The organism is Catenulispora yoronensis (assembly GCF_039531695.1).
In the GTDB taxonomy this organism is placed as follows: Bacteria; Actinomycetota; Actinomycetes; order Streptomycetales; family Catenulisporaceae; genus Catenulispora; species Catenulispora yoronensis.
The window spans coordinates 295,777-318,326 of the sequence record NZ_BAAAQN010000003.1 but is presented as its reverse complement, the minus strand read 5'-3'; the positions used below and the strand labels follow the sequence as shown (position 1 = coordinate 318,326).

Annotated in this window: 11 protein-coding genes; 5 read left to right on the top strand and 6 right to left on the bottom strand. The window is 71.8% G+C overall.

What is annotated here, in order from left to right:
* The first annotated feature begins 133 nt into the window (after positions 1-133).
* The 4 genes from ABD481_RS04060 (at position 134) to ABD481_RS04045 (ending at position 7,901) form a co-directional block, all read left to right on the top strand.
* Positions 134-2,293 carry a hypothetical protein gene (locus ABD481_RS04060; RefSeq protein ID WP_344664130.1) on the top strand — a complete coding sequence of 720 codons (2,160 nt, stop codon included), beginning with the start codon at positions 134-136 and terminating at the stop codon, positions 2,291-2,293.
* Between the two features lie 191 nt (positions 2,294-2,484).
* Entirely contained in the window at positions 2,485-2,907 is a 423-nt protein-coding gene (locus tag ABD481_RS04055) for a ferredoxin (RefSeq protein ID WP_344664129.1), read from the top strand.
* A gap of 96 nt (positions 2,908-3,003) precedes the next feature.
* Complete coding sequence (locus ABD481_RS04050; RefSeq protein ID WP_344664128.1) at positions 3,004-5,103, top strand: cell wall-binding repeat-containing protein; 2,100 nt, start codon at positions 3,004-3,006, stop codon at positions 5,101-5,103.
* Between the two features lie 113 nt (positions 5,104-5,216).
* Positions 5,217-7,901, top strand: coding sequence for an AfsR/SARP family transcriptional regulator (locus ABD481_RS04045; RefSeq protein WP_344664127.1), 2,685 nt, complete (start codon positions 5,217-5,219; stop codon positions 7,899-7,901).
* Here ABD481_RS04045 and ABD481_RS04040 read toward each other — a convergent pair.
* The 5 genes from ABD481_RS04040 to ABD481_RS04020 form a co-directional block, all read right to left on the bottom strand.
* Entirely contained in the window at positions 7,891-8,469 is a 579-nt protein-coding gene (locus ABD481_RS04040; protein WP_344664126.1) for a S26 family signal peptidase, read from the bottom strand. The two genes, ABD481_RS04045 and ABD481_RS04040, sit on opposite strands and share 11 nt — an antisense overlap.
* Positions 8,469-10,271 carry an ABC transporter ATP-binding protein gene (locus ABD481_RS04035; protein ID WP_344664125.1) on the bottom strand — a complete coding sequence of 601 codons (1,803 nt, stop codon included), beginning with the start codon at positions 10,269-10,271 and terminating at the stop codon, positions 8,469-8,471. Before ABD481_RS04035 ends, ABD481_RS04040 begins: the two co-directional genes overlap by 1 nt.
* Positions 10,272-10,354: 83 nt before the next feature.
* Positions 10,355-10,927, bottom strand: coding sequence for a TlpA disulfide reductase family protein (locus ABD481_RS04030; RefSeq protein ID WP_344664124.1), 573 nt, complete (start codon positions 10,925-10,927; stop codon positions 10,355-10,357).
* On the bottom strand, positions 10,924-11,490 hold the full coding sequence (locus ABD481_RS04025; protein WP_344664123.1) for a MauE/DoxX family redox-associated membrane protein: 567 nt from the start codon (positions 11,488-11,490) through the stop codon (positions 10,924-10,926). Before ABD481_RS04025 ends, ABD481_RS04030 begins: the two co-directional genes overlap by 4 nt.
* A 121-nt stretch (positions 11,491-11,611) precedes the next feature.
* A complete protein-coding gene (locus tag ABD481_RS04020) occupies positions 11,612-11,827 on the bottom strand; it encodes a hypothetical protein (protein WP_344664122.1) in 216 nt (71 codons plus the stop codon).
* Positions 11,828-12,108: 281 nt separating this feature from the next.
* Between ABD481_RS04020 and ABD481_RS04015 the strand changes: the two genes are divergently transcribed.
* The gene (locus tag ABD481_RS04015) at positions 12,109-15,690 is read left to right on the top strand and encodes an AfsR/SARP family transcriptional regulator (RefSeq protein WP_344664121.1); all 3,582 of its coding nucleotides are present in this window, start codon (positions 12,109-12,111) and stop codon (positions 15,688-15,690) included.
* 92 nt (positions 15,691-15,782) lie between these two features.
* On the opposite strand, the gene ABD481_RS04010 is transcribed toward ABD481_RS04015, so the two are convergent.
* Entirely contained in the window at positions 15,783-22,358 is a 6,576-nt protein-coding gene (locus ABD481_RS04010; RefSeq protein ID WP_344664120.1) for an RHS repeat domain-containing protein, read from the bottom strand.
* Between the last annotated feature and the right edge of the window lie 192 nt (positions 22,359-22,550).

Here is a 22,550-nt window from a genome sequence, read left to right as displayed (position 1 = left end):
GCACCGACTCTCGCACCGTCTCTCGCACCATCACTCTTCACCAGATCATCGCCGTCACCGCCGCCGTCGCTTTGCTGGAGCCGTACTGGCCGCCGCCGTCACGTTCGGAGCGGCGTTCACTGCGACACCGGCAGTGACGGCGGCGTCGGCGAACGCGCCGGACACCACCGTCACCGTCGACGTGTCGCAGACCGGCAAAGTCCCCACCCGCGCCGGGGCCGGATTCCTTTACGGGCTCAGCCAAGACGGCTCGGGACCCGTGGACAGCCTCATGCAGCCGCTCGCACCGACCCTGTTCCGTGGCGGCGGCGCGGGCCTGCCCGGCGAGGGGTGGGTCGGCGACGGCTACACCGCCGGCCCCGGCTATCGGGCCCGGATCGCGTCCGGCATCGCCCAGGCCCGGCGGGTCACCGCGGCGCCGTACAAAGGCCGGTACGACCTGCTGGTCTCCGACGTATGGGGCGCGGGCAGCTCGCAGCCGGCGAACACCGTCGAGCCGTGCACCAACGGGGACTGCTCCAACTACAAGGCGTTCATCGACCAGGTCGTCGCCGACGTCCAGGCGTCGGGCGTCACCGTGGCCTACGACATCTGGAACGAGCCGGACGGCACCAGCTTCTGGCAGGCGGGCGTCAACAGCACGCAGTACTACCAGATGTGGGACACCGCGGTGCGGGAGATCAGGAGGCTGAGTCCCTCGGCGACCGTCGTCGGGCCCTCCTACAGCGGCTACAACCACTCGTGGCTGGACGGCTTCCTCGGCCAGACCAAGGCGGACAACACGCTGCCGACCGTGCTGAACTGGCATTTCGGCACCGACCCGGCCGCCGACGCGGCGGACGCGGCAGCCCTGGTCAGCGCGCACGGCCTCAGCCCGATGCCGTTGTCCATCAACGAGTATCTGTTCAGCGGCCAGCAGACGGCGGGCTACACGGCGTGGTTCCTGGACCGGCTCGCGGTCTCGAACGTCGGCGCGGCCGCGCACGCCATCTGGAACTACTGCTGCATGATCCCGAGCCTGGACTCCATCCTGGGCGGCACCGGCGATCTGGCGGCGCCGACCGGGCAGTGGTGGACCTACCGGGCCTACGCCGCGCTGACCGGACATCTGGTCACCGCCACCAGCGGCAACGCCGCCATCGCCGTGGCCGCCTCCGCCGATCAGGGCGCCGGACAGGCCGACGTGCTCATCGGCAACAACAGCGGACAGACCGGCACCACGACCGTGACCGTCACCGGGCTCGGCGCCACGCCCTGGCTCACGGCCGGATCCACGGTGCACGCCACGTTGATGCGCATCCCCGACAGCACACCGCTTTCGCGGCCGATCACGGTCTCCGACACGGACGCGACAGTGACAAACGGCAGCATCAGCCTGCCCGCCACGTTCCAGGCCGGGACCGACGCGTTCTGGCTGGTGCTGTCCCCGCACGGGGTCAGCGTCACGGGGCCCGGGGGCTCGGGCGGTACCAGCGGTCCGGGCAGCGGCCAGGTCGTGGTCGACGGCAACGAGATCGGCACCGCCCCCGACCAGTGGCAGTACGACAGCGCCTGGGGGCTGACCGCGGGCGTGCCCGACATGTACGCGGGCACAGCGAACCACAGCGTCTCCGCCGGCGCCGCCGCGACCTTCACCTTCACCGGAACCCAGGTGGCGGTGCACGCGGTGCACGACGTGGACCAGGGGATCATGACGATCGCGGTCGACGGAGGCACGCCGACCACCGTCGACAACTACGCGTTCAGCCGCAACGCGTCCGGGACGGTGTGGACCAGTCCGGTACTGGCCGCCGGGTTGCACACGGTACGGATCGTCAACACGGGCAACCGCAACGGAGCCAGCTCCGGGACCAACATCGCGATCGACCGCGCGGACGTCACGCCTTCGGCCGCGCAGATCGTCGTGGACGGGAACACCACCGGCACCAACAACAACCAGTTCTCCTACGGCGCGAACTGGGGTCTGACGACCGGCGTGCCCGACATGTATCAGGGCACGGCGAACTGGAGCCACACCGCGGGCGCCACGGGAACCTTCCGGTTCACCGGAACCCGGGTCGCCCTGCACGCGGTCCGCGACGTCGACCAGGCCGTCATGACGGTGGCCGTCGACGGCGGGACCCCGACGAGCGTCGACAACTACGCCCCGGCGCGCAACGCCTCCGGCGTGGTGTGGACCAGCCCGACGCTCGCGGCGGGCGCGCACACGATCACGATCGTCAACACCGGCAACCGCAATAGCGCGAGCAGCGGTATCAACATCGCCATCGACCGCGCGGACGTCACCTCGTAGCCGGGCGGCAATCGGCGGCGGCGCCGGCGAATCGATTCGACACGAGCGGGTTTCAGCAGTGCCATGATGGTCGAATGCCGACTGGTTCTGGGTACTGGGACCCGCTGCCGATCGTTCGAACCGCTCGCAGGTTGGAGGTGGTCTTCCGATCGCGCGATCACTCGGTGGAAGTTCCGGAACCGGAGCAGTTTTTGCGCGCCACATGGGAGGAGCGGAACTGGCGCAACATACCTGGTCCGTTCTACGGCGGCGAGACAGATACCTGCGAAGCCGGCCCTCCTATCGCTCCTCGCCACGTCCTGGCCGACGAGAACGGCCAGGAATTCGTCTACCGCCAGCCCCGAACGCGCTTCGAGGTGGAGACTCTCCTGTTCGCGGCGTGGAACGACCCGTTCGGCGGCTACGCGTGCGACGGCGACGAGCACTGGACGGTGGAGGCGATCCGTTCATGGTGGAGCGAACGGGCCCGCGTCCGGGAATGGGCGATCAGCTTCGCCGCGAACGACTTCGTCGCCTACTTGGACGGCGAGGCGGCGGATCACCTGCGCGACTACATGTTCTGGCTGGAGGAGCGGCGGCAGCCCGGTGCCGGGGTGAATCGGCCCGATCTCTGACTGCGACAGCCCCGAGCCGTGCGCCTTGAGCTGGCGATCTTCCTTACGCTACGCTCCGTGGTCTCAAGATCAATCGCAAGGTGGGGGGCCGCCGTCATGGCGCATTCGATCAACCGGATCCGGCTCGCGGTCAGCGCGGTCACGGCATCCGGCACGGTGTTCGGCGTCGCGGCGCCGGTGATGGCCGCGCCCGTGGCGGTCGCGCCGATGGTGGCTGGGGTCGCGGCGCCGACCTCGCCCTACCTCAACGGCACCTTGTTGTGGCGGAGCCACCCGGTGGCGCAGGGATTTCCGCTCGACCTGACGGTCGCCGGCGGGACGGTCGCGGCGGGCAAGACCTTGACCTATCAAGTCGACTTCGGCGAACCCGGCACGCCCGGCAACCTTCAGACGCTCACGCCTGAAACACCCGCCGCTTTGGTCACGACCCACTTCAGGTACACGGTGCTCGGCCAGCACACGATCAGCGTCGTCACCTCTGACGGATCGGCCACGTCGGCGCCAGCGACAAAGTTGGTCAATATCGTGGCCCCGCGCGACGCCGTAGCCGCGTTCACACTGTCCCCGAAGACGGCGGCGATCCCTTACGGCGGAACGGCTTTCGTCACCGTCGACGCGTCGGCTTCCGAACCGTCCGTCACCGCCTCCGCGATCCAGGACTACTCGTTCGACTGCGGCAACGGCCAGACCTGGACCGGCGGATCCACGTGGGCAGGGTGCAGCTATACCCAGCCCGGTGAGTACCGGATCAGCGTGAGCGTCACCGACGACACGGGCGCGACAGCCACCGCGCCCGCGCAGAGCGTCACCATCACGAACGCCGCTCCGACTCCGCCCGACTTCTCGCACATGTCATACGGTCCCGAGTGGGGTGCGACCCGCACTGCCTTCGTCGACCTGGGATCGGTCGCCTTCGACCCCAGGGTCGACCCGGCGAAGGCGACGTTCACCATCGACTGGGGCGATGGAACGAAGCAGACCATCACCGCCGCGAACCGAAACACAGTGTCGGGTGAAGTACACCGCTACGACACGGCTGGCACTTACACGATCTCGGTGACCGCGAACGACGGCCTCGGCCTGCCAACCTCCGTCGCCGCCATCTCGAAGCAGGTCACCGTCACCGCCAATTTCGCCGATCCGCCGACGGTGTCGCGCGCGGCGGGCAGCGACCGCTACGACACCGGGGTGCTGCTCTCCCGCAAGTTCTGGTACGACGCGAACTGGTTCTCCGGCTTCTCATCCGATGAAAGGCACAAGGCCGCCTCCGTAGTCCTGGCCACCGGCACCGCCTTTCCCGACGCGCTGGCCGGGGTCCCGCTGGCGGACTTCGTGAAGGGTCCGCTGCTGCTCACCGACCCCCAAACCCTGACCCCTGAGGTCGAGACCGAGATCAAGCGCATCCTGCCCGCCGGCGCCACCGTCCAGGTGCTGGGCGGCGTGAAGGCCGTCAGCCCCGCTGTCGCCGATCGCCTGACGCGCCTGGGCTACAAGGTCAACCGCATCGCGGGTGCGGACCGCTACAGCACCGCTATCAAGATCGCCCACGCCATGGGTGATCCGGCGCTGGCCGTCGTGGCCCGGGGCGACGACTTCCCCGACGCCCTGACCGCCGGTCCGATGGCGACCGCCTTGCGCACCAGTCTCCCCGGCAGCGGAGCCACCAAGCCCTCGGCGGTCATCCTGTCGGACAACGGGACCCTGACCCCCGAAACGGCCGCCTACCTCAAGAGCAGGCTCGCCACCGCCCCCTCCTCGCAGCAGGACCCCACCCACCTGGTCGCGATCGGCGGCGGCGCAGCGAAAGCCGTGCGCACCCTGCCCGGCATCGACGAGACCCCGAAGACCGGCAACACCCTGATCCTCGTCGGCACGGACCGCTACGACACCGCACGCCAGGTGGCCGAGCAATTCCGCGACACCAGCTCCAAGGGCCTCTACTACTTCTCGGTCGGCGTCGCCACCGGCACCGGCTACGCCGACGCCCTGACCGGCGGCACCTACCTCTCCGAGATCGGCGGCGGCCCGCTCCTGCTCACCGATCCGACGACCGAGTCCCCGGCGACCGCGGCCGAGCTCACGCGGTTCGTCGACTACACGCGGACCGTCGTGGTGTTCGGCGGCACCAAGGCCGTGTCGGCGCCGGTCTTCAGCTCCATCGTGGCGCGGATCCACGGGATCGTCACAGCGTTCTGAGCGTCATGGACGCCGTTCCAGCACGGAATGCGGCGCAAGTGGTCCAGACCACTTGACCGGTTCGAGGAGCTGCGCCCAGACTGGTCGGACCGCGCGTCTTGGATGGGGGCCACTTGCGCTTCGGACTTCTCGGCACGGTCCTCGTGGACGACGGTGCCGGCGAGCGCCAGGTGACGTCGAATCGGCAGCGGGCGTTTCTCGCCGCCTTGTTGGCGGAGCCCAATCGGGTGGTGTCCCGGGAGCGGCTGGCCGATCTGGTGTGGGCCGGGCGGCCGCCCGAGGCCGCCGACGGCACGTTGCAGAGCTATGCGATGCGGCTGCGGCGGGCCCTCGGCCCGGTCGCGGCGGGGCGGTTGCGAACGCGGAGTCCTGGTTACGTGATCGAGGTGGGACCCGGCGAGCTCGATACCGACGAGTTCGCGGCGTTGCGGGATGCCGCGCGGCGGCATGCGGAGTGCGGAAAGTGGGCTGACGTACGCACGTCGTGCACCGCGGCGCTGGGGTTGTGGCGCGGGGATCCGCTGACGGATGTGGCGGTCGATGTCGAGCCGTGGACCGGGCTGCGGCATCGGTGGCTGGAAGCGCGGTTGCAGACGGTGGAGCTGCGGATCGCCGCTGATCTCGAGCTCGGGGCGCATGAGGGCTTGGTGGCGGAGTTGGAGGCGCTGGTCGCGGAGCAGCCGTTCCGTGAGCCGCTGGTGGGGCAGTTGATGGTGGCGTTGTATCGGGGCGGGCGGCAGACGGAGGCCCTGGCTGTGTTCCAGCGGGCGCGGGCGCGGCTGGTGCGGGAGGCGGGGGTCGATCCGGGGGCGGAGCTCAGGGTTCTGCATCAGCGGATGTTGAAGGCCGATCCGGGGTTGGGCGGGGGCAGAGGCGGGCGTGGTGGTCCGGCTTTGGATGGTGGGGCGGGCAAGGCTGGGGAGGATACTGCGGGCAGTGGCGCGGAGGCGGGCGGCGCTGCTGGAGGTGAGGCGGCTGGCGCTGCCGAGGCTGCTGGTGTGCTGACGCCGCGGCTTCGTGAGCCGGCACAGGTTCCCGCTGCGGCCGGCGATTTCACGGGACGTCAGGACGTGGTCGACGCACTGCTCGATGAGCTGCGGCCGACCGGCGGGGCACCGCGGGTGGTGGTGGTGACCGGAGCTGCCGGCGTGGGGAAGACAGCGCTGGCGCTGCATGTCGCGAATCGGGTGCGGGACCGGTTTCCCGATGGTCAGCTGTACGCGTCGGCCGCGGCGTCAGTCGCAGCGTCAGTCGCGGCCTCGGTCGGACCGGACGGTGTGGCGGCCTCGACCTCCGAGGTCCTGCGCGGCTTCCTGGCCGCGCTTGGCGTCGCGGTGACAGACCCTTGCGCCGACTCCGAGCAGTTGGCCTCCGCATTTCGGACAGCGACAAGCGGATTGGCGCTGCTCGTGGTCCTGGACGATGTCCGCACCTCGGCGGCGTTACGGACGCTGCTGCCCACGGGGCCGGGCTCCGTCGTGCTGGCGACCAGCCGGAATGCGTTGGCCGGGCTCGACGGGGCAAGGAGCGTGGAGCTCCCGTGCCTGACGCCGACCGAAAGCAGGGCTCTGTTATCCCGGCTGGTCGGGCCCGCGCGGGTGGCGGCGGAGCCGGAGGCGGCCGAGGCTGTGCTGCGGGCCTGCGCGGGCCTGCCGCTGGCGCTGCGGATCGCCGGGACTCGCCTCGCCGCGCGCGGCGGCTGGCCGATCCGGCACCTCGCCGACCGGCTCACCGACGAGCGGGGGCGGCTCGACGCCCTGGCGGTCGGGGATCTGGATGTGCGGGCGTGCTTCCAGGCCGGGATCGAGCGGATGGTGGCTGCTCATGGGGTCGCGGTGTCGGCGTCGGCGTCGGCGTCGGCAGAACCGAGCCTGGGCCGGGATCCGCAATCAGCACTCACAGTGTTCTGTCTCCTCGGCCTGTGGAACGGTGACGGCCTCTCGCTGTCCGCCGCCTCGGCCTTGACCGGGTTGCCGTCGGCCGCCGCCGAGCCGCTGCTCGAATTCCTCGTCGACGTCCATCTGCTGGAGTCGCCCGCGCCGAGCCGCTATCGCCTTCATGACCTGCTCCGGGTGTTCGCCGCCGAGAAGGCCCAGGCGTCGGTGCCGCAGTCGGACCGGGCGCAGGCGCTGAGCCGGGTCGTCGCCTGGTACGCGGCCGCGGCCACCGGTGCGGACCTCGCCTCGGCGCCGCACCGCCGCCGATTCATGCTCGATCTCCCCGACACCAGCTACCCAAACGGCGACGGTCCTCAATTCGCCTCCCGCGCCGAAGCCCTCGCCTGGTCGGATCAGGAGCACCGGAACCTGCTCGCGGCGACGATCCATGCCCGCGACCTCGGGCTGCCGGCCCGGACCTGGCAACTGGCGATCACGGCTTGGGGGCCGCTCACCGCGTGCCGCCGCTGGGAATCGGCGGAGGCGACGCATCGCATAGCGTTGGCCGCCGCGCGCGCCATGGGCAACCGAGCCGCCTCGGCCTGGCTGCTCAACGGACTCGGCGGCATCCTGCTCGCGTCCGGCCGACTCGACGAGGCCGACGAGGCGTTGGGGATCGCGCTCGCGATGCGCCGTGAACTGCGCGACGCCGCCGGGCAGGCGGTTGTCCTCAACAACCTCGGTGTGCTCGCAAGGCTCCGCGAGGACACTCCGCTGGCCGCGCGCCGCTTGGAGGAGTCCCGGGTCCTGCTGCGCCTGCTTGGCGACGACGCCGGCGAGGCCAAGGCGCTGCGCAACCTCGCTGAGCTGCCGCGGATGGCCGACGATCCCGAACTGGTGGCCACCTGCCTCAGCGGGTGAGCGGAGCGGGACGCCCGGCTTCGGGAAGCAGAGCCCTGAGCACCGACTCGGGCGGCTGCGCACCGCTCGCGGACCCGCGACACAGGACCACGCCCCCGACGAGGTGGGACGGGCAGGGGCCGAGTTGTTTGGAGTCCAGGCTGTCGGGATGGTCGCCCAGGACGAAGACGCCGGCGGGTAGCAAGTCAGCGCCAGGCACTCGATCCGCACCGGCTGCTCGATCCGCGCCAGCCGCTCGATCTGTTGCAGCCGACCGGTCAGCGCCGACCGCCGTTTCAGCGACCATCGCCGCCTCCGCGCCGACCACCGGCTCCGGTCCGCCAACCACCCGAGCCACCCGCTTCACGCACCATCCGGCACCACTGCCCGCATCCGACCAGCCCCCATCCGGGTGCGGTCGCGGAACAAGCACCACCGCGCCGGGCGCGACAGCCGGGTCCGTGCCGTCGCAGCGCCGTACCACGAGCCGGTCGCCGTGCGACAACGCCGGGTACATGCTCCAGCCCCGGACCGTGACCAGCAGGTGGCGACGTCGGCGCAGCAGTGCTGCGAGCAGCAGGCCGGCCATCAGTGGATGCCGATCGGTGCGGTCGAGTCCTGATATCCGTCCGCCTGGAGGGCGAACAGGCGTGCGTAGTCGCCATCCGCTGCCAGGAGTTCGGTATGTGTGCCCTGCTCCGCAACCTGGCCGTCGGCCAGCACCACGATCCGGTCGGCGAACCGGACATCGGCGAGTCGGTGCGAGATCAGCAGTGCCGTGCGGGTGGTTCGCAGGGCTCGAAGGCCGTCGCGGATCCGGTGCTCGGCCTCGGGATCGAGGCCGGCGCTGGGCTCGTCGAGGATCAACAGGTCGGCACCGTCCCGCATAAAGGCGCGCGCCAGTCCGACACGCTGCCACTGGCCGCCGGACAACTGCGTGCCCTGACATGGAGCAGCTCCACCCCTGGCACCAGCCGCGCCAACCACATGAACCCGACTGAGCATCGTCGCGTACCCCGCCGCCAACCCCTCCACGACCCGCGCGACATCGGCCCGCTCCGCCGCGGCCCGCACCCGCTCCCCATCGTCGATCGCCGCGACGTCGCCCACGCCGATGTTCTCCCCGGCGGTCAGGTCGTAGCGGGTCGGAGTCTGGAACACCGCGCCGATCCGGGCGCGCAGGCGCGCGGGGTCGTACGCTGCCAGGTCCGCGCCGTCCCACAGGATCCGGCCACGGTCCGGCTCGTAGAACCGGCACAGGAGTTTGACCAGCGTGGATTTGCCCGCGCCGTTCAGGCCGACCAGCGCGACCGTCTCGCCGGGGGCGATGCGCAGGGTCACGCCGCGCAGGATCCACGGTGCTCCGGGGTGGTAGCGGAACCAGACGTCGCGGAACTCGACCCCTTCGCGCAGTCGGTCCGGGCCGGGCAGGACGGAGGCGGCGGTCGCGTGGTGCCGGGAGCGCCGGCCCTCGTCCTGGACGGCGAACAGGTGCCGGAAGCTGATGGCGGACTGGTCGAGCGACGCCACCGACGCGACCGCCGAGGCCACGCCGCCCTGCACCGCGGCGAGCGCCGCCACGAACACGGTCACGTCGCCGATCGTCAGCCGGCCGCGCCCGGCCATGGCCACGGCCCAGACCAGCCCGCCGGCCCCGAGCGCGGCGCCGAGCAGGGCCAGCGGCGCCTGCGCGGACAGGGCCCGCCGGTCGACGCCGCGCTCGGCGTCGTTGACGGCCCGCAGATCGGCGGCCAGCCGCTCCCGGAACAGGCCGCCGAGCCCGAACAGCCGGATCTCCATTCCGGCGTTCGCGTCGAGCAGCAGCATCCGCACGGCCATCTGCCGCCGGACCGCGCCGCCGGTGCCGAGCTGCATCGCGGCGCGGCGGCGGTTGAGGCGCAGCTGCGTGATCAGGCGCGGTACCGCGGCCAGCAGGGCCAGCGCTGCCAGCCACGGGTTGACGGCGGCCAGGGCGGCAGTGAAGCCGGCCACGCTCACCACCGCCTGCGCGGTGTTCAGCAGTGCGCCGAGCATCTGGTCGGATCCCGAGACGGCCTGTCCGGCCAGCCGCAGCCGGTCTTGCGCGGCCGGGTCCTCCAGCCCTGCGATGCCGACGGCCGCCGTCACTGCGTCGACCAGCCGGTCCTGCACCACGACCGCGGTCGCGCGGCGGATCTGCGACTGGAGGTACTGCGCGCAGGGCGGCACGAGCGCCGTCACGACGCCGACCGCGGCGAGCAGCGCGACCTCCGGCTCCAGCCGCGACCAGGGCTCGTGGCCCTGGACCCGGTCGACGACGGTGCGCATCAGCAGTGCGGCGATCGTGCCGAGGGTGCCGGAGGCCAGGGTCAGGACGGCGAGGACCGGCACCGTCAGGGGTTTGACACGCACAGTCAGGACCAGGACGCGGGCAACGGTGCGAAGGAAGCCCGGTCCTGGGTGCTCCGCAGCAGGTGGAGACCCGGTCGGCACGGTCATGCCGCCACCGGGTCCGCGTGCCCGAGCGGCAGCCCGGCCAGCGCGATCGCGGAGTGGGCGACGTGGCCACCGGCGTCAAAGAGCACATAAGAAGGCCACGCGCGCACGCCCAGGTCGCGGGTGACGGCGCCGGAACTGAAAGGCCCCACACCGAGGTCCTCCACAACAGTCACCGCGTCACCGAGCACATCCCGGAAAGCGCCCAGCCGGTCGGCCTCGCCGCTCAGCACCGCCACCGTCGTCAGGCCCTCCGCCCGACGGCGGCGGCCAAGAGCGTCGAAGTCCGGAAGGTGGTCGGGACAAGCCTTGCACTCCGTGGAGAAGACACCGACGAGGACGCTCCCGGTCGTCGGATCACCGAAGCTTCTGGCCAAAGATCTGGGCATCGGCTCGCCGATACCCAGCGCCGGCAAGCGTTCGGTACCAGTTGGGCGGCCGGAGCCGGGCGGCGTCGGGCTCGCGGAGGCGGGGGTGTCACGGAGCCGGCGGATGAGACCGGCGGTCAGTACGAGATCGAACACTGTCAGCGCCGCCAGGACGCAGACGAGCGGCACCAGGACAGCCGTCATGGTCGGACACCTTCCTTCGCGGGTCGGAGCACGTCAGCGAATTCGTCGAGGAGCACCACCGGCACGGCGGCCGTGATCGCGACCGCGAGCGCCCATCCGACGGCCCGCAGCGAGGCGTGCGGCGGGTCCGCCGGCGATGCGGCAGCCAGCAGGGCGGCCCCCAGCAGCAGTACATTGCGGACCACATGGCGGGGCGCGACCGCGCTGGTGGACGCGCCGAAACAGTTGCACGCGGCGCCGTCCGCGACCCGCAGCGCGCGGACCAGGACGCCGGTGAAGGCGACGAGCAGTGCCGCCGCGATCGCCGCGCCGGCCTCGGCAGTGGCCGGTACCGCCATCAGCGCAGCCGTGGCGCCCTCGGCCGCCACGACGAAGGCAGCGAGCCCGGTGACAACCGGGCCGGACCGCCGAGACGGCCGAACCCGCCGAGACGGCCGAGACAGCCGAGGAATCAGGTGCGGAAGCTCGACGCGAAAAGCACCGAACGCGCTTGCCTTGGCGACGGCCGAGGCGACGAATACGAGCACTGCCAGCCAACGCGCAACCAAACAGATCTCTGACACGGATCCTCCTTCAAGGCAGCCGCAACGGAAAAGAACATGACTGGACGAGGCGCGGCGCGGCGCGGCAGGACCACCCGGAACAGGAGTCGTCCCGCCGCGCCGACCGATCGTCAGCCGCCGATCAGCAGGGACCCTGGGGGTCGCCGTAGACCACGTGCTCGTTGCAGCCCGAGTCGATCCAGTGGTAGTCGCAGTACCGCTCGCCGGTGTGGTTCCCACGGTCGGCGCAGTAGCAGTTCGTGAGCCACGAGGTCCCCGGGGTGCACGCCGAGGCCTCGGCCTTCGGCAGGAAGCGCGCGGCGAGCCGGTCGCCCGCCTTGAGCATCGTCTTCACCATGTCGGTGATTCCTTTCGCAGGAGGCGCCGGACCGTCCGGCGCCGGGGTCGACGACCCTGCTCCGAGCATGTCCGGCGGCGCTGGCAGAGCTCTGACGTCAGGACCCTGGATCCGGGCCGGCGGCGCCCGCGGAATGCCAGCGGGCTCCTCAGGAGCGCCAGGTATCATCGGTCCCCGATCGCCGTACCGATTCCGTGCCGACCCGGTACCGACGCCCCGCCGACGGGCGTCGCCGGAAGCGGAGGGCGATGTCATCGGCACGGCGTCAACGGGGGTTATCAATGGCGATCGTCTTCCGCGTCCTCGGACCGCTGCGGGTGTCGGAGGACGGCCGGGACCGGGCGATTCCCGGGCCGTTGCAGCGCGCCGCGCTGGCGACGCTGCTGCTGGACGCGAACCACGCCGTCCCCGCCGACCGGCTGATCCTCGCCATGTGGGGCGACGCCACTCCCGCCGACGCCCGCCGCGCGCTCCAGGCGAACATCAAGCGGCTGCGGCTGGCCCTGGGCGACGTCCTGGGCCGCAGGCTGATCACGGACGGACCGGGATACCTGCTGGTCGTCGACAAGGGCGAGTTGGACGCGCAGGAATTCCGCGTCCGGCGGGCCGCCGGGGCGGCCGCGGCCCGGGAGGGCCGGTGGGAGGACGCGCTGGCGGGGTTCGCCACCGCGCTGGAGCTGTGGGACGGCGACGAGCCGGTCGCCGACGCCCCGGACCCCGCACGCCGCGACGAGCGGCTCAGTGCCCTGACCGAGCTGCGGTGGCAGACGGTCGCGGACCGGATCGACGCGGAGCTGAACCTGGGCCGGCACGCCGACGTCGTCGCCGAACTGCGGACCCTGATCGCCGCCGAGCCGCTGCGGGAGACCCACACCGCCCAGCTCATGATCGCCCACCACCGGTCCGGGCGCCGGGCCGAAGCCCTGGCCGCCTACCGGAGCCTGCGGCGGACGCTGAGCGCGGAGCTGGGCGTCAAGCCGTCGGACCCCTTGCAGGAGCTCCGTCAGCGGATCCTCGACGGCGAGGCGGAGCTGCCGCGATTCGTGGGCAACGGCACCGGCACCAGCACCGGCGCAGGCCCAGGCACCGGACCGGGCACCGGCCCCGCAGGCGCCCCCGCCCCCGAGACCGCGCCGCCGCCGCCGGCCGCCGAGCCGCCGCGGCAGCTGCCCGCCGACATCAGGACCTTCACCGGCCGCCAGGACCAGGTCGCCGAGCTCACCGCCCGCGCCGGGGAGGCGACCGGCGCGGCCGGCGGCACAGTGGTGATCTCCGCGATCGACGGCATGGCCGGCGTCGGCAAGTCGGCGCTGGCGGTCCACGCCGCGCACCGGGCGGCCGCGGACTTCCCCGACGGCCAGCTCTACCTCGACCTGCACGGCCACGACCCGCACCGCGACCCCCTGGACCCGGCCGAGGCGCTGGACCGGATGCTGCGCACCCTCGGCCTGCCGCCGGCCGCGATCCCGGCCGCCACCGCCGAGCGCGCGACCCTGCTCCGCCACCGGCTGGCCGGCACCCGGACCCTGATCGTCCTCGACGACGCCACCAGCACCGCGCAGGTCAGACCGCTGCTCCCGGGCACCCCCGGCTGCCTGGTCCTGGTCACCAGCCGCCGCCGGCTCGCCGGCCTGGACGACGCCCACACCCTGGCCCTGGACACCCTGTCCCCGGCCGATGCCGCCGCGCTGCTGCACCGGGTCGCCGGGCCCGGACGGATCGGCCCGGACGACCCCGGGCTGCCGGAGCTGATCGGCCTGTGCGGCCACCTGCCGCTGGCGCTGCGCATCCTCGCGGCCCGCCTGCGCCACCAGCCGCTGCTGCGGATCGAGGACCTGCTCGGCGAACTGCGCGCCGAGCGCACCCGCCTGGAATCACTGCTGGACGAGGACCGCGACCTCGGCGCGGTGTTCCACACCTCCTTCACCCGGCTCCCGGCGGCCGAGCGAGAGCTGTTCACGCTGCTCGGCCTGGTCCCCGGCACCGATTTCGAGGCGTACGCCGCGGCCGGCCTGACCGGCGCCGAGCCGGCAATCGCCGCGCGGTGGCTGCGCTCGCTGCTGGATCACAACCTCCTGATCCAGTCGGCGGCCGGACGCTACCGGTTCCACGACCTGATCCGGCTGCACGCCCGGGACCTGGCGGCCCGGCTGGATCCGGCCCGGCGGCGGGCGGCCCGGTGGCGGCTGTCGTCCTTCTACCTACGGGCCGCACAGGAGGCCGACCGGCAGCTCAGCCCGGGTCGGCGGCCAGTCGTGGAGTTCGACTGCGCCGGGTACGACGGCTACGGCTACGGCTACGACGCGGGCGCGGCGTCAGGGGCCTTCGACGCATCGGACCGCGCGGAACAGCCCCGTCCCGCCGGTCTCCTCGCCGTGCCCGCTGTGCCCGCTGTGCCCGCCAGTCCCGCTCTCCCGGACATCCCCGCACTCCCCGACCGGAAAGCGGCTCTGGCCTGGCTCCGCGCCGAACGGCCCGCGCTGCTGGCAGACATCGACGACCTGATCCGCTCCGGGCGGCACGCCGACGTCGTCGCCCTGGCCGACGCCCTGGCCGGCCTGCTGTTCCTGGACGGGCCCTGGACCCTGGCCGCGACCCTGCACCAACGGGCCGCCGACGCCGCGCAGGCCGGCGGCGACCTGCTCGGCCAGGCCGACGCGCTGATGGAGACCGCCCGGGTCCGGCAGATGTCCGGCGACTACACCGCCGTGGCGCCCCTGCACGCCCGCGCGCTGGCCGTCTACCAGGCCCTCGGCGACCGGTTCGGCGAGGCCCGGGCCTGGCAGGAGCAGGGACGCAACCGGCTGATGACCGGCGACCTGGCCGTCGCCCGGCAGACCCTGCACACGGCCCTGGACACGTACCGCGACCTCGGCAACCGGCCCGGCCAGGCCGAGGCGCTGTGGAACCTGGCGCGCCTGAACCGGATCAGCGGCGACGTCAAGACCGCCGACGACCACATCCACGAAGCCCTGGCCCTCCTGGAAGCCGACGGCGACCGCCCCGGCCTGGCCAGGGCGACCCTCGAACTGGCCCGGATCCGGGAGTGCCAGGGCACGCTCGACGGCGCCACCGGCCACTACGAGGCAGCGCTGGCCATCTTCGAGGAGACCGGCAACCTCGTCCTGGAGAACTCCGCCCGCAACGACCTGGGCCGCCTACGCCGCGCGGTCGGCGACTACGCCGGAGCCCTGGCACTGCAAGAGCGGTCGGTGGCCGTCGCCCGGACCCTCGGCGAACCCGTCGGCCACGCCAACGCCCTCCAGGAGCTGGGCCTGGTCCACTTCGCCCTCGGCAACCGGGCCGCCGCCACGGACGCCCTGGACCAGGCGCTCGTCCTGTGTCAGGCCGCCGGCTACAGCCTCGGCGACGCCGCGGCCCGCCACGTCCTGGGCCGCATCGCGCTGGAATCCGGCGACCTGCTCGAAGCCCGCGAACGCCTCGCCGAGGCCCTGGCCATCGCCACCCGCTACGACAGCCGCCCCGACCAGGCCGCGGTCCTGTGCACCAGCGCGGCGCTGGCGATGGCGCAGGAGGACCACGCCGAAGCGATGAAGCTGTACGGGAACGCCCTCGAACTGGCCCGCGAGGTCGGCAGCCCGGCCCTCCAGGCCCAGGCGCTGGAGGGCCTCGCCGCCGCCCGGGCCGCCACCGGCGACCGCGACGGCGCGGCCGACGACCTGCGGGAAGCCGTCGTCCTGTACCGGCAGGTCGGCGCGGCCGAGGAACAACGGGCCGCCGCCGCTCTGACGGCACTGACGGCACTGACGGCACTGACGGGGCTGACGGGGCTGACGGGGCTGACGGAACTGTCAGGGCAGCCGGAAACAGCCGGAACTGCCGGGGAGCTGACAGGGCACTGACAGCGCACCCGACACACTCGGGCCGCGCCGGGTTTCCGGCGCGGCCCGAACTGGTCTCAGCTGCCTTTACCGGCTCAGCTGCCCTTACCGGCTCAGCTGTTCTTGTAGGCGCCGTACGCGCACGCAGTGAGCAGAAGCCACGGCGTCACCTTCTCGAGAATGAACTTCCCCTTCGCAATGGACTTGGACACCGTCGCGGCTCCCGCCGCGCTCAGGTCGACGACTCCGCCGCCGACAATCTCCTCGAAGCAACCGATGATCGGTCCCTTACTCTCATCCGTATCGTGCAGCCGGTCCCACATGTCCTGGTTCGACGTGGTGAGCGTGTCCTCGTAGTACTGGTGCTTCTTGGTGTCGTAGTAGCTCTCCAACCATCTGGCGTAGACCGTCGTGCAGCCGTTGCGGTCGCAGGCGCTGTAGAGCGTCGAGCACATCAGCCCCCTGCATGTGAGCTGGTTGGGGGGTTGCCCCAGGCTCAGCCACATGTTCTGGAGGTCCTCGATACAGGTCTGGTCGCAGTTGATGGTGGTCCCGGACTTCTCGTCGACGAGGGTGACCATCGGCACCGTGTCGAGCACGCACGCGTGGCCGTTCCAGTGGCGGCCGGAATTGCAGTTCGGATCGGTGGCTCCTCCGTCCTGGCCCGAGGAGCCGGAGACGCAGGCGTGGCCGTTCCAGTGCTTGCCCGTCGCGCAGACCGAACCGCCTCCGCCGCCGGGTCCCGAGGAGTTGTCCTGCGCGCAGAAGTTGCCGTTCCAGTGCGTGCCGGACGGGCAGCTCGGCTCACCGCTGACGCCGCTCCCGCTCGACGGGCCCGAGTAGTTGTACTGTGCGCAGAAGTTGCCGTTCCAGTAGGTGCCGGACGGGCAGGACGGCGTGGTGACCAGGCCCGAGGGGTCCGAGCCGCCCACCGGGTTGTCGGCGGCGTAGCTGTAGCCGCCCATCTGGGCCGGGTCGCCGGATTCGAGCACCGGGTCGACGCTCAGGAAGCGTCCGGTGACCGGGTCGTAGTCCCGCACGCCGAGCAGTGACAGGCCGGTGGTCGGGTCGGTGGGCTTGCCCAGATAGCCCCGCTGGTCCGGCCAGCCGTTGGGGGATGTGCCGCGCGGGTTGCCGAACGGGTCCTGGTAGCGCACCGTGGCGGCCAGCGTCGTGGCGTCGACGGTGGTGGTCGCGGTGCTCCGGGTGTCGCCGAGCTCGTAGGTCAGCGTCCCGGCCGAGGACCGGACCAGGGTGACGCCGTCCGGCGACTCGGAGTAGTACCGCAGGGCCGTGATGGCCCCGGTGCCGGTGTTGAGGGTGACCTGTTCGCCGAACGGCAGGTAGAGCGTCGTGCTCGCGGTGGCCGGATCGCGTTGCACGAGCAGCGATCCGTCGGCCGCGTAGGTGTACTGGGCGGTGGTTCCGGCGGAGTCGCCGACGCTTTGCGTCTGCCCCTCCGCGTCGTAGCCGATCGACTGGCCGGCCCGCGTGATGGCGCCGCCGCCGGTGTTGTAGCGGTAGGTGCTGCTCACGGTGTTGCCGCCCGCCGTGGTGGTCACCGACTGGACCGCGTCCGGGGCGGCCGCGGTCGTGCTGACGCCGGTCGCCGCGTTGTAGCCGTTGTAGGCCAGGTTCTGGGTGACGTCGCCGGCGTGACCGGTGACCGAGGTGTCGTGGTTGGTGGACGTGACCCGGTCGCCGAGGCTGTTGTAGCCGAACGTCTCCCAATAGGGAGCCGGTCCGCCGGTGACCTTGCCCGCGACCGGGGCGGCGTTCACGCAGCCGCCGGTGCCGAAGACCTGGACGCCCTGGGCGTTCGTCGACGAGGTGACGCCGCCGGTGTCGGTCCAGGCCGAGGTCAGCCGGTTCTGCTGGTCGTAGCCGAAGCACTGGGTGTCGGTCGCGCCGAGGGCGGGCTGGGTGGTGGACTGCGCCGTCTGGGCCCCGGCCTGATTGTAGGTGTAGGCGGTGGTGTCCAGGGCGACGCCGCTGGTCTGCACGCCGTCGGTGACCGTCAGCAGGCGGCCGGTCGGCGGGTCGTAGGTCTCGACGCGCGAGAACTGCTTGCCGTAGAGGCCGAAGTTCGACGACAGCACCTGGCCGGTGTCGGAGTAGGCGATCTGGTTGGCGTAGGCGTAGCTGCCGCCGAAGCCGTCGAGCAGGCCGCCCGCCGTGTAAGTGAGGTTGACCTGCTCCTTGGGCAGGCCATGGTTCGGGTTGAAGTGCTGGCCCGCCGCGGTGCCGGTCGTCGGGTCGTACTGATACGTGCTCTGATACGTGCCGGCCAGAGCGCCCTCGCCGGACGGAATGGTGACGGTGGTGCCGGTCGGCTTGTAGTCCGGGGTGTAGCCCTGGACGGTCTCGGTATAGGCGTGGGCCAGGTCGTTCGCGCCGTTGGTGTAGCGGGTGGAACTGGTCGGCTGGCCCTTCGCCGGGGAGTCGTAGGTCCAGGTGACCAGGGTGTCGGCGGCGCTCTTGGCGGCCTGCCCGGACGTGTCGTACTCGGCGGTCTTGCGCCCCAGGACGTCGTAGTCGAAGGACAGCTGGCGGCCCCGGCCGTCGGTGTTGGACAGCACGATGCCGCCGGGCGAATACGTGCTGCTCGACGTCCCGCTGTCCGGATCGACGGTCTGGATCACGCGGCCGTGCAGGTCGTAGGTGTAGATCGAGGCGTTGCCGGCGTTGTCGGTGACGGTCGCCTTCTTCCCGGCCGGGTTGTACGTGTACCCGGTGGCGATGGCGTCGGCGGCTCTGCCGGTCGGGGTGGGCGTGTTGTACTTCCAGGTCGCCGAGACGCGCCCGGCGAGGTCGGTGTACTGGCTGGTGGCGGTGCCGCCGGCCGGCGGGGTCACGTCGGTGGCGTCGGTGCCGCGGTACGCCGTCGTCGTGGTCCACTGGTTGACGCCGTCGGCGACGAACAACGACTGGACCGCGCGGCCGTCGCCGTCGAAGAACGTCTCGGTCTCGCTGGGCACCACGCTGTCGTTCCGCGGGACGGAGATCCCCATGCCGGGGGCGGCGGTGCCGTCGTGGTACGGCTTCGTGGTCTTCACGGCCTGGCCGAGGGAGTTGTAGTGCGTGTCGGTCAGATTGCGTTCGCCACTGCCGCCGTTGGCGGTGGTCACCTGGTCCTGGACGACGCGCAGCGTCGCGTCCTCGATCTGGACGTCGTGCGAGTAGTGGCTGCCGCCGAACTGGAGCGTGGCCGTGTCCACGGCCGGCGGGTTCACCCCGTCGAGCCGGTAGGCGAAGGTCTTGTCCGGGCTCGCGCCGGCGGCCTTGCTGTTCAGCGGCGACCAGACCGCGGTCGCGCGGCCCAGCCCGTCGAACGTCTCGCTGATCACTTCGCCGTTCACGTCGCTGGCCGCCGTGGTGAGGCCGCGCGCCGGGTCCAGCGTCGTGGTGGACGGCCAATGCGCCGGGTCGGTGACGGTCACCGTGTCCGGGCTCGCGCCCGGCGTGCTGTAGACCGTCGTCGTGGTGTGCTGGTCGGCGTCGGCCGCCGAGGTGACGCGGCCGTAGTTGTCGAACTGCGCCGTCTTCTGGACGACGTAGGTCGGCGGGGTCGTGCGGTAGGAGTCGACGGCGTCGACGGTCGTCGCGTCGCCGGGACCGGTCACGGTGCCGAGGGTCGTGGAACCGTCGTAGAAGGTGCGGGTGTCGCTGACGGTCGTGGTCTGGCCGGCGGCTGTGCCGCAGGGTCCTGCGATGGCCGTCACCTGGTCGGGGAAGGCCAGCATGTTCCGCGCGGTGTCCTGGGCGTAGGTGGTCGTGGTGCAGACCTCGGTCAGCCCGTCACCGGTCGCGTCCTGGCGGATCGTCCGGCCGGAGCTGTCATCGGTCGTGGTCGTGCCGGACTTCTTCCACGTGCCGTCGTGCTGGAGCTGGTAGTCCCGGCTCGCAGTGGTGGCGGGAATGCGGGCGACGAGGGCCGGCATGGAGTTCGGCTGCGTCTCCGTCGCCGTCGTCGTGTACGTCCACGGACCGCCGACCTTCTTCTCCAGCGGCGCGCCGCCCGCGCCGAGCAGCGTCTGGGTCTCCAGCGCGGTGCCCTTCAGCCAGTCGGAGTCGGTGACGGTGTCGCCGACAGAGTCCTGATAACTCACCGACCGCTTGGTGCCGTTCTTGAGATAGTCGCCGTCCATACCCTGCAGGTAGGTCGTGACTGTCTGGGTGGGTACTGACACGGCCGATGCGACGCCGGTGGTCGCGGTCACGCTGTGATAGCCGCGGAACTCGCCCCAGGTGCGCTGCGCCGCCGAGGTGAACGGGGAGTCGTCGCGGTGCCAGGCCGCGGGGCCGTATTTGTACGACGTGGTCTGGGCTTCGGACCAGTTGGTGTCACCGGCCGCGTGCGGGGTGATGGGGTCGTCGACGGTGACCGAGGAGACCTGGTACTTGGTGAACCAGTCCAGGACCGCGCTGTTGCCGGCGGTGGGCACCCAGTACTGCGGGAAGCAACTCAGGGTATTGCTATCTTCCGAGGCCGGCATGGTGTTGGTGACCCGGGAGCATTGGGGATCGGCGTAGCCGACGACGATCTGCGCGCCGGCCTCGGTGGTGAGGTAGTCCATCCGGGGCCGGAACAAGGCGGCGGCACCGGTGGTGGCGCCGTCGACGCGGTTGGCCATCATCTCGGCGGTGAACACCATGGCCGGCATGGCGACCGCCGCACCGCCGCCGAGGGGATCGGCGCCGGTGCGCTGGATCGAGTTCAGCCACATCACGGCCACCGTGCCGTCGCCCGGGCTGGCCTGCACCCCGCCCCGGGACGGCACCACCACGCCGGCCTGCGGCGAGGGGAAGATCTGGGCCAGGGTGTAGGTGTCGACCGGCGACGGCGTGCCGCCGACCGACACCGTGGTCTTGATCGAGGTCAGGCGCTTGGTCGTGAAGAACGTCGGCGAGTAGTTCGGGCACGATCCGGTGAGCGAGGGGCAGATCTGGTCGAACGGCACGTCCGGCCAGTTCGACGCCGTCGACGAGCTCAGATTGCTGTTGGCGCAGTTGCTGAAGGTCGACGACGGCAGGCACCGCTCGTCGACGCCGAAGGTCACGGTCGCGGTCGGCTGCGCCCCGCCGATCGCGTCCGGCAGGCGGTAGCCGTAGCCGATGCTTTGCAAGTAGCCGCCGCGCACGTAGCCGGTGTTCGCGCCGATGCCGTTGCCCTGCACGTAGCCGCGGTCATAGATGTTCTTCTCCGGGACCCAGGTGTAGGTCTGGAGGTTCTGGTGCGGGTCCACGACGTAGTCCAGGTTCCAGCGCCACGCCATGTTCGGCACGAAGGAGTTCGTCCCCGCCGACGCGGTGTGGCACGAGGCGCCCGCGGGTCCCTCGCCCGCCTTGGGGCAGTACACCGGAACCGTCCACGCCGAGCCGGTGGCCGGGCCGCCGCCGGTGGTCGTCGGCAGGTGGCCGAGGCCGAAGTAGTACTGGACGCCGTCGGTGGTGACGATCTCCCAGGCCTCGCCGTTGTACGCGCCGTTGGCCGCGCCGGACAACGGGATCACCTTGGTGCCGTCGTCGCTCTGGAGGTGCCAGACGCCGGAGGTGTCGTCCCGCACCAGCGTCGAGGAGTGCGAGCCGAGCGCGAGGCTCACCTGGTTGCCGGCCCAGCACTCGTCGGCCGCGTTGGTGATCCCGTCCTGCGAGCACGACTGGTAGGAGCGTTCGATGAAGCCGGGCGAGTAGTCCCAGCCGTCGCCGATCCACGACGCCTGCGCGTTGGTGGCCGAGGTGCGGCCGTCGACGCTGCCGGAGTCGTACGTCAGGGCGACGCTCGGCGTGCCGCCGGCGGACGGCGGCACCTGGATCGGGTAGGAGTAGGTGAAGTCGCCGGCCTCGCTCCCGCCCGACCAGCTGCCCGAGGGGGCCAGCGATGTGGCGGTGTAGGTGCCGACGCTGCCGGACGCGGTCGTCGTGGCGGCCAGGACCAGGTTCGCGGTGGCGGTGGTAGTGGCGGACGCAGCGGTGGTCGCGGTGGTCGCGGTCGCAGTGGTCGCGGCCGCGGCCTTCGCCGGGACGCGCAGCCGGGTCGTCAGCGTCTGCTTCCCGGAATCGTTGCGGTAGTCGACCGGTGTCTGGACGCGGCAGGCGGGCACCGTCGGCGTGGTCAGCGCGCAAGCGGGGAGCTGCACCAGCTTGAGGCGGTCGCCGTAGCCGCCGCCGGACGCCCCGGCGAAGGACGAGTAGTCCAGGGAGAGGTCGACGCCGGCGGCGGCGGTGCCCGCGTCGGCGCGGTCCACGGTGAACAGCACGCCGTCGACGCCCGCCTTGGTGGCGGCGTCGTGGGCGGCGAAGGCGACGGACACCGTGCTCGCGGCGGCCGGCGCGGCGCCGGAGGAAGTGGCATTGGCCGAGGCGGCGTCCGCCGGAGCGGCGTCCGCCGAGGCGAGCCGCACCGGCAGCGATCCGGCCTGCGCGGCCGTGGTGACCGCCGGGGACAGCCCGACGGTCGCCGAGCCGGACGGCCAGACCGGCGCCGCGGGCGGCACGGCGTGCGCCGCGCGCGCTTTCGCTTGCTGCACCAAGGCATTCGGCGTCGGCTTCACTCCGGGACCGCCCGGCACCGACGGCGTCTGCTGGGCGGCGCGGAACTGCCAGATCCGCTGGGCCGGCAGTCCGCCGGCCGACGCGGGCCCGACGAGCGCCACCAGCGCGGCGGACATCGCGAAGGCCGCGACCACCGCCGTTCCGGCTCGGAGCCGGTGCCGGGCCCGGATCTTCGACCGACGTGGACGAGGAGAAGGCATCATCCCACCCGCTATCCGCCGGACCCCGCGGTCCGGCTGGTCACGAACACTTCAAGAGAGCTTGCCGACGAGCGCACAGCGATATCCGGACCCTGATCCGGCTCCCTAAGACGTAGCCGCGCGCGG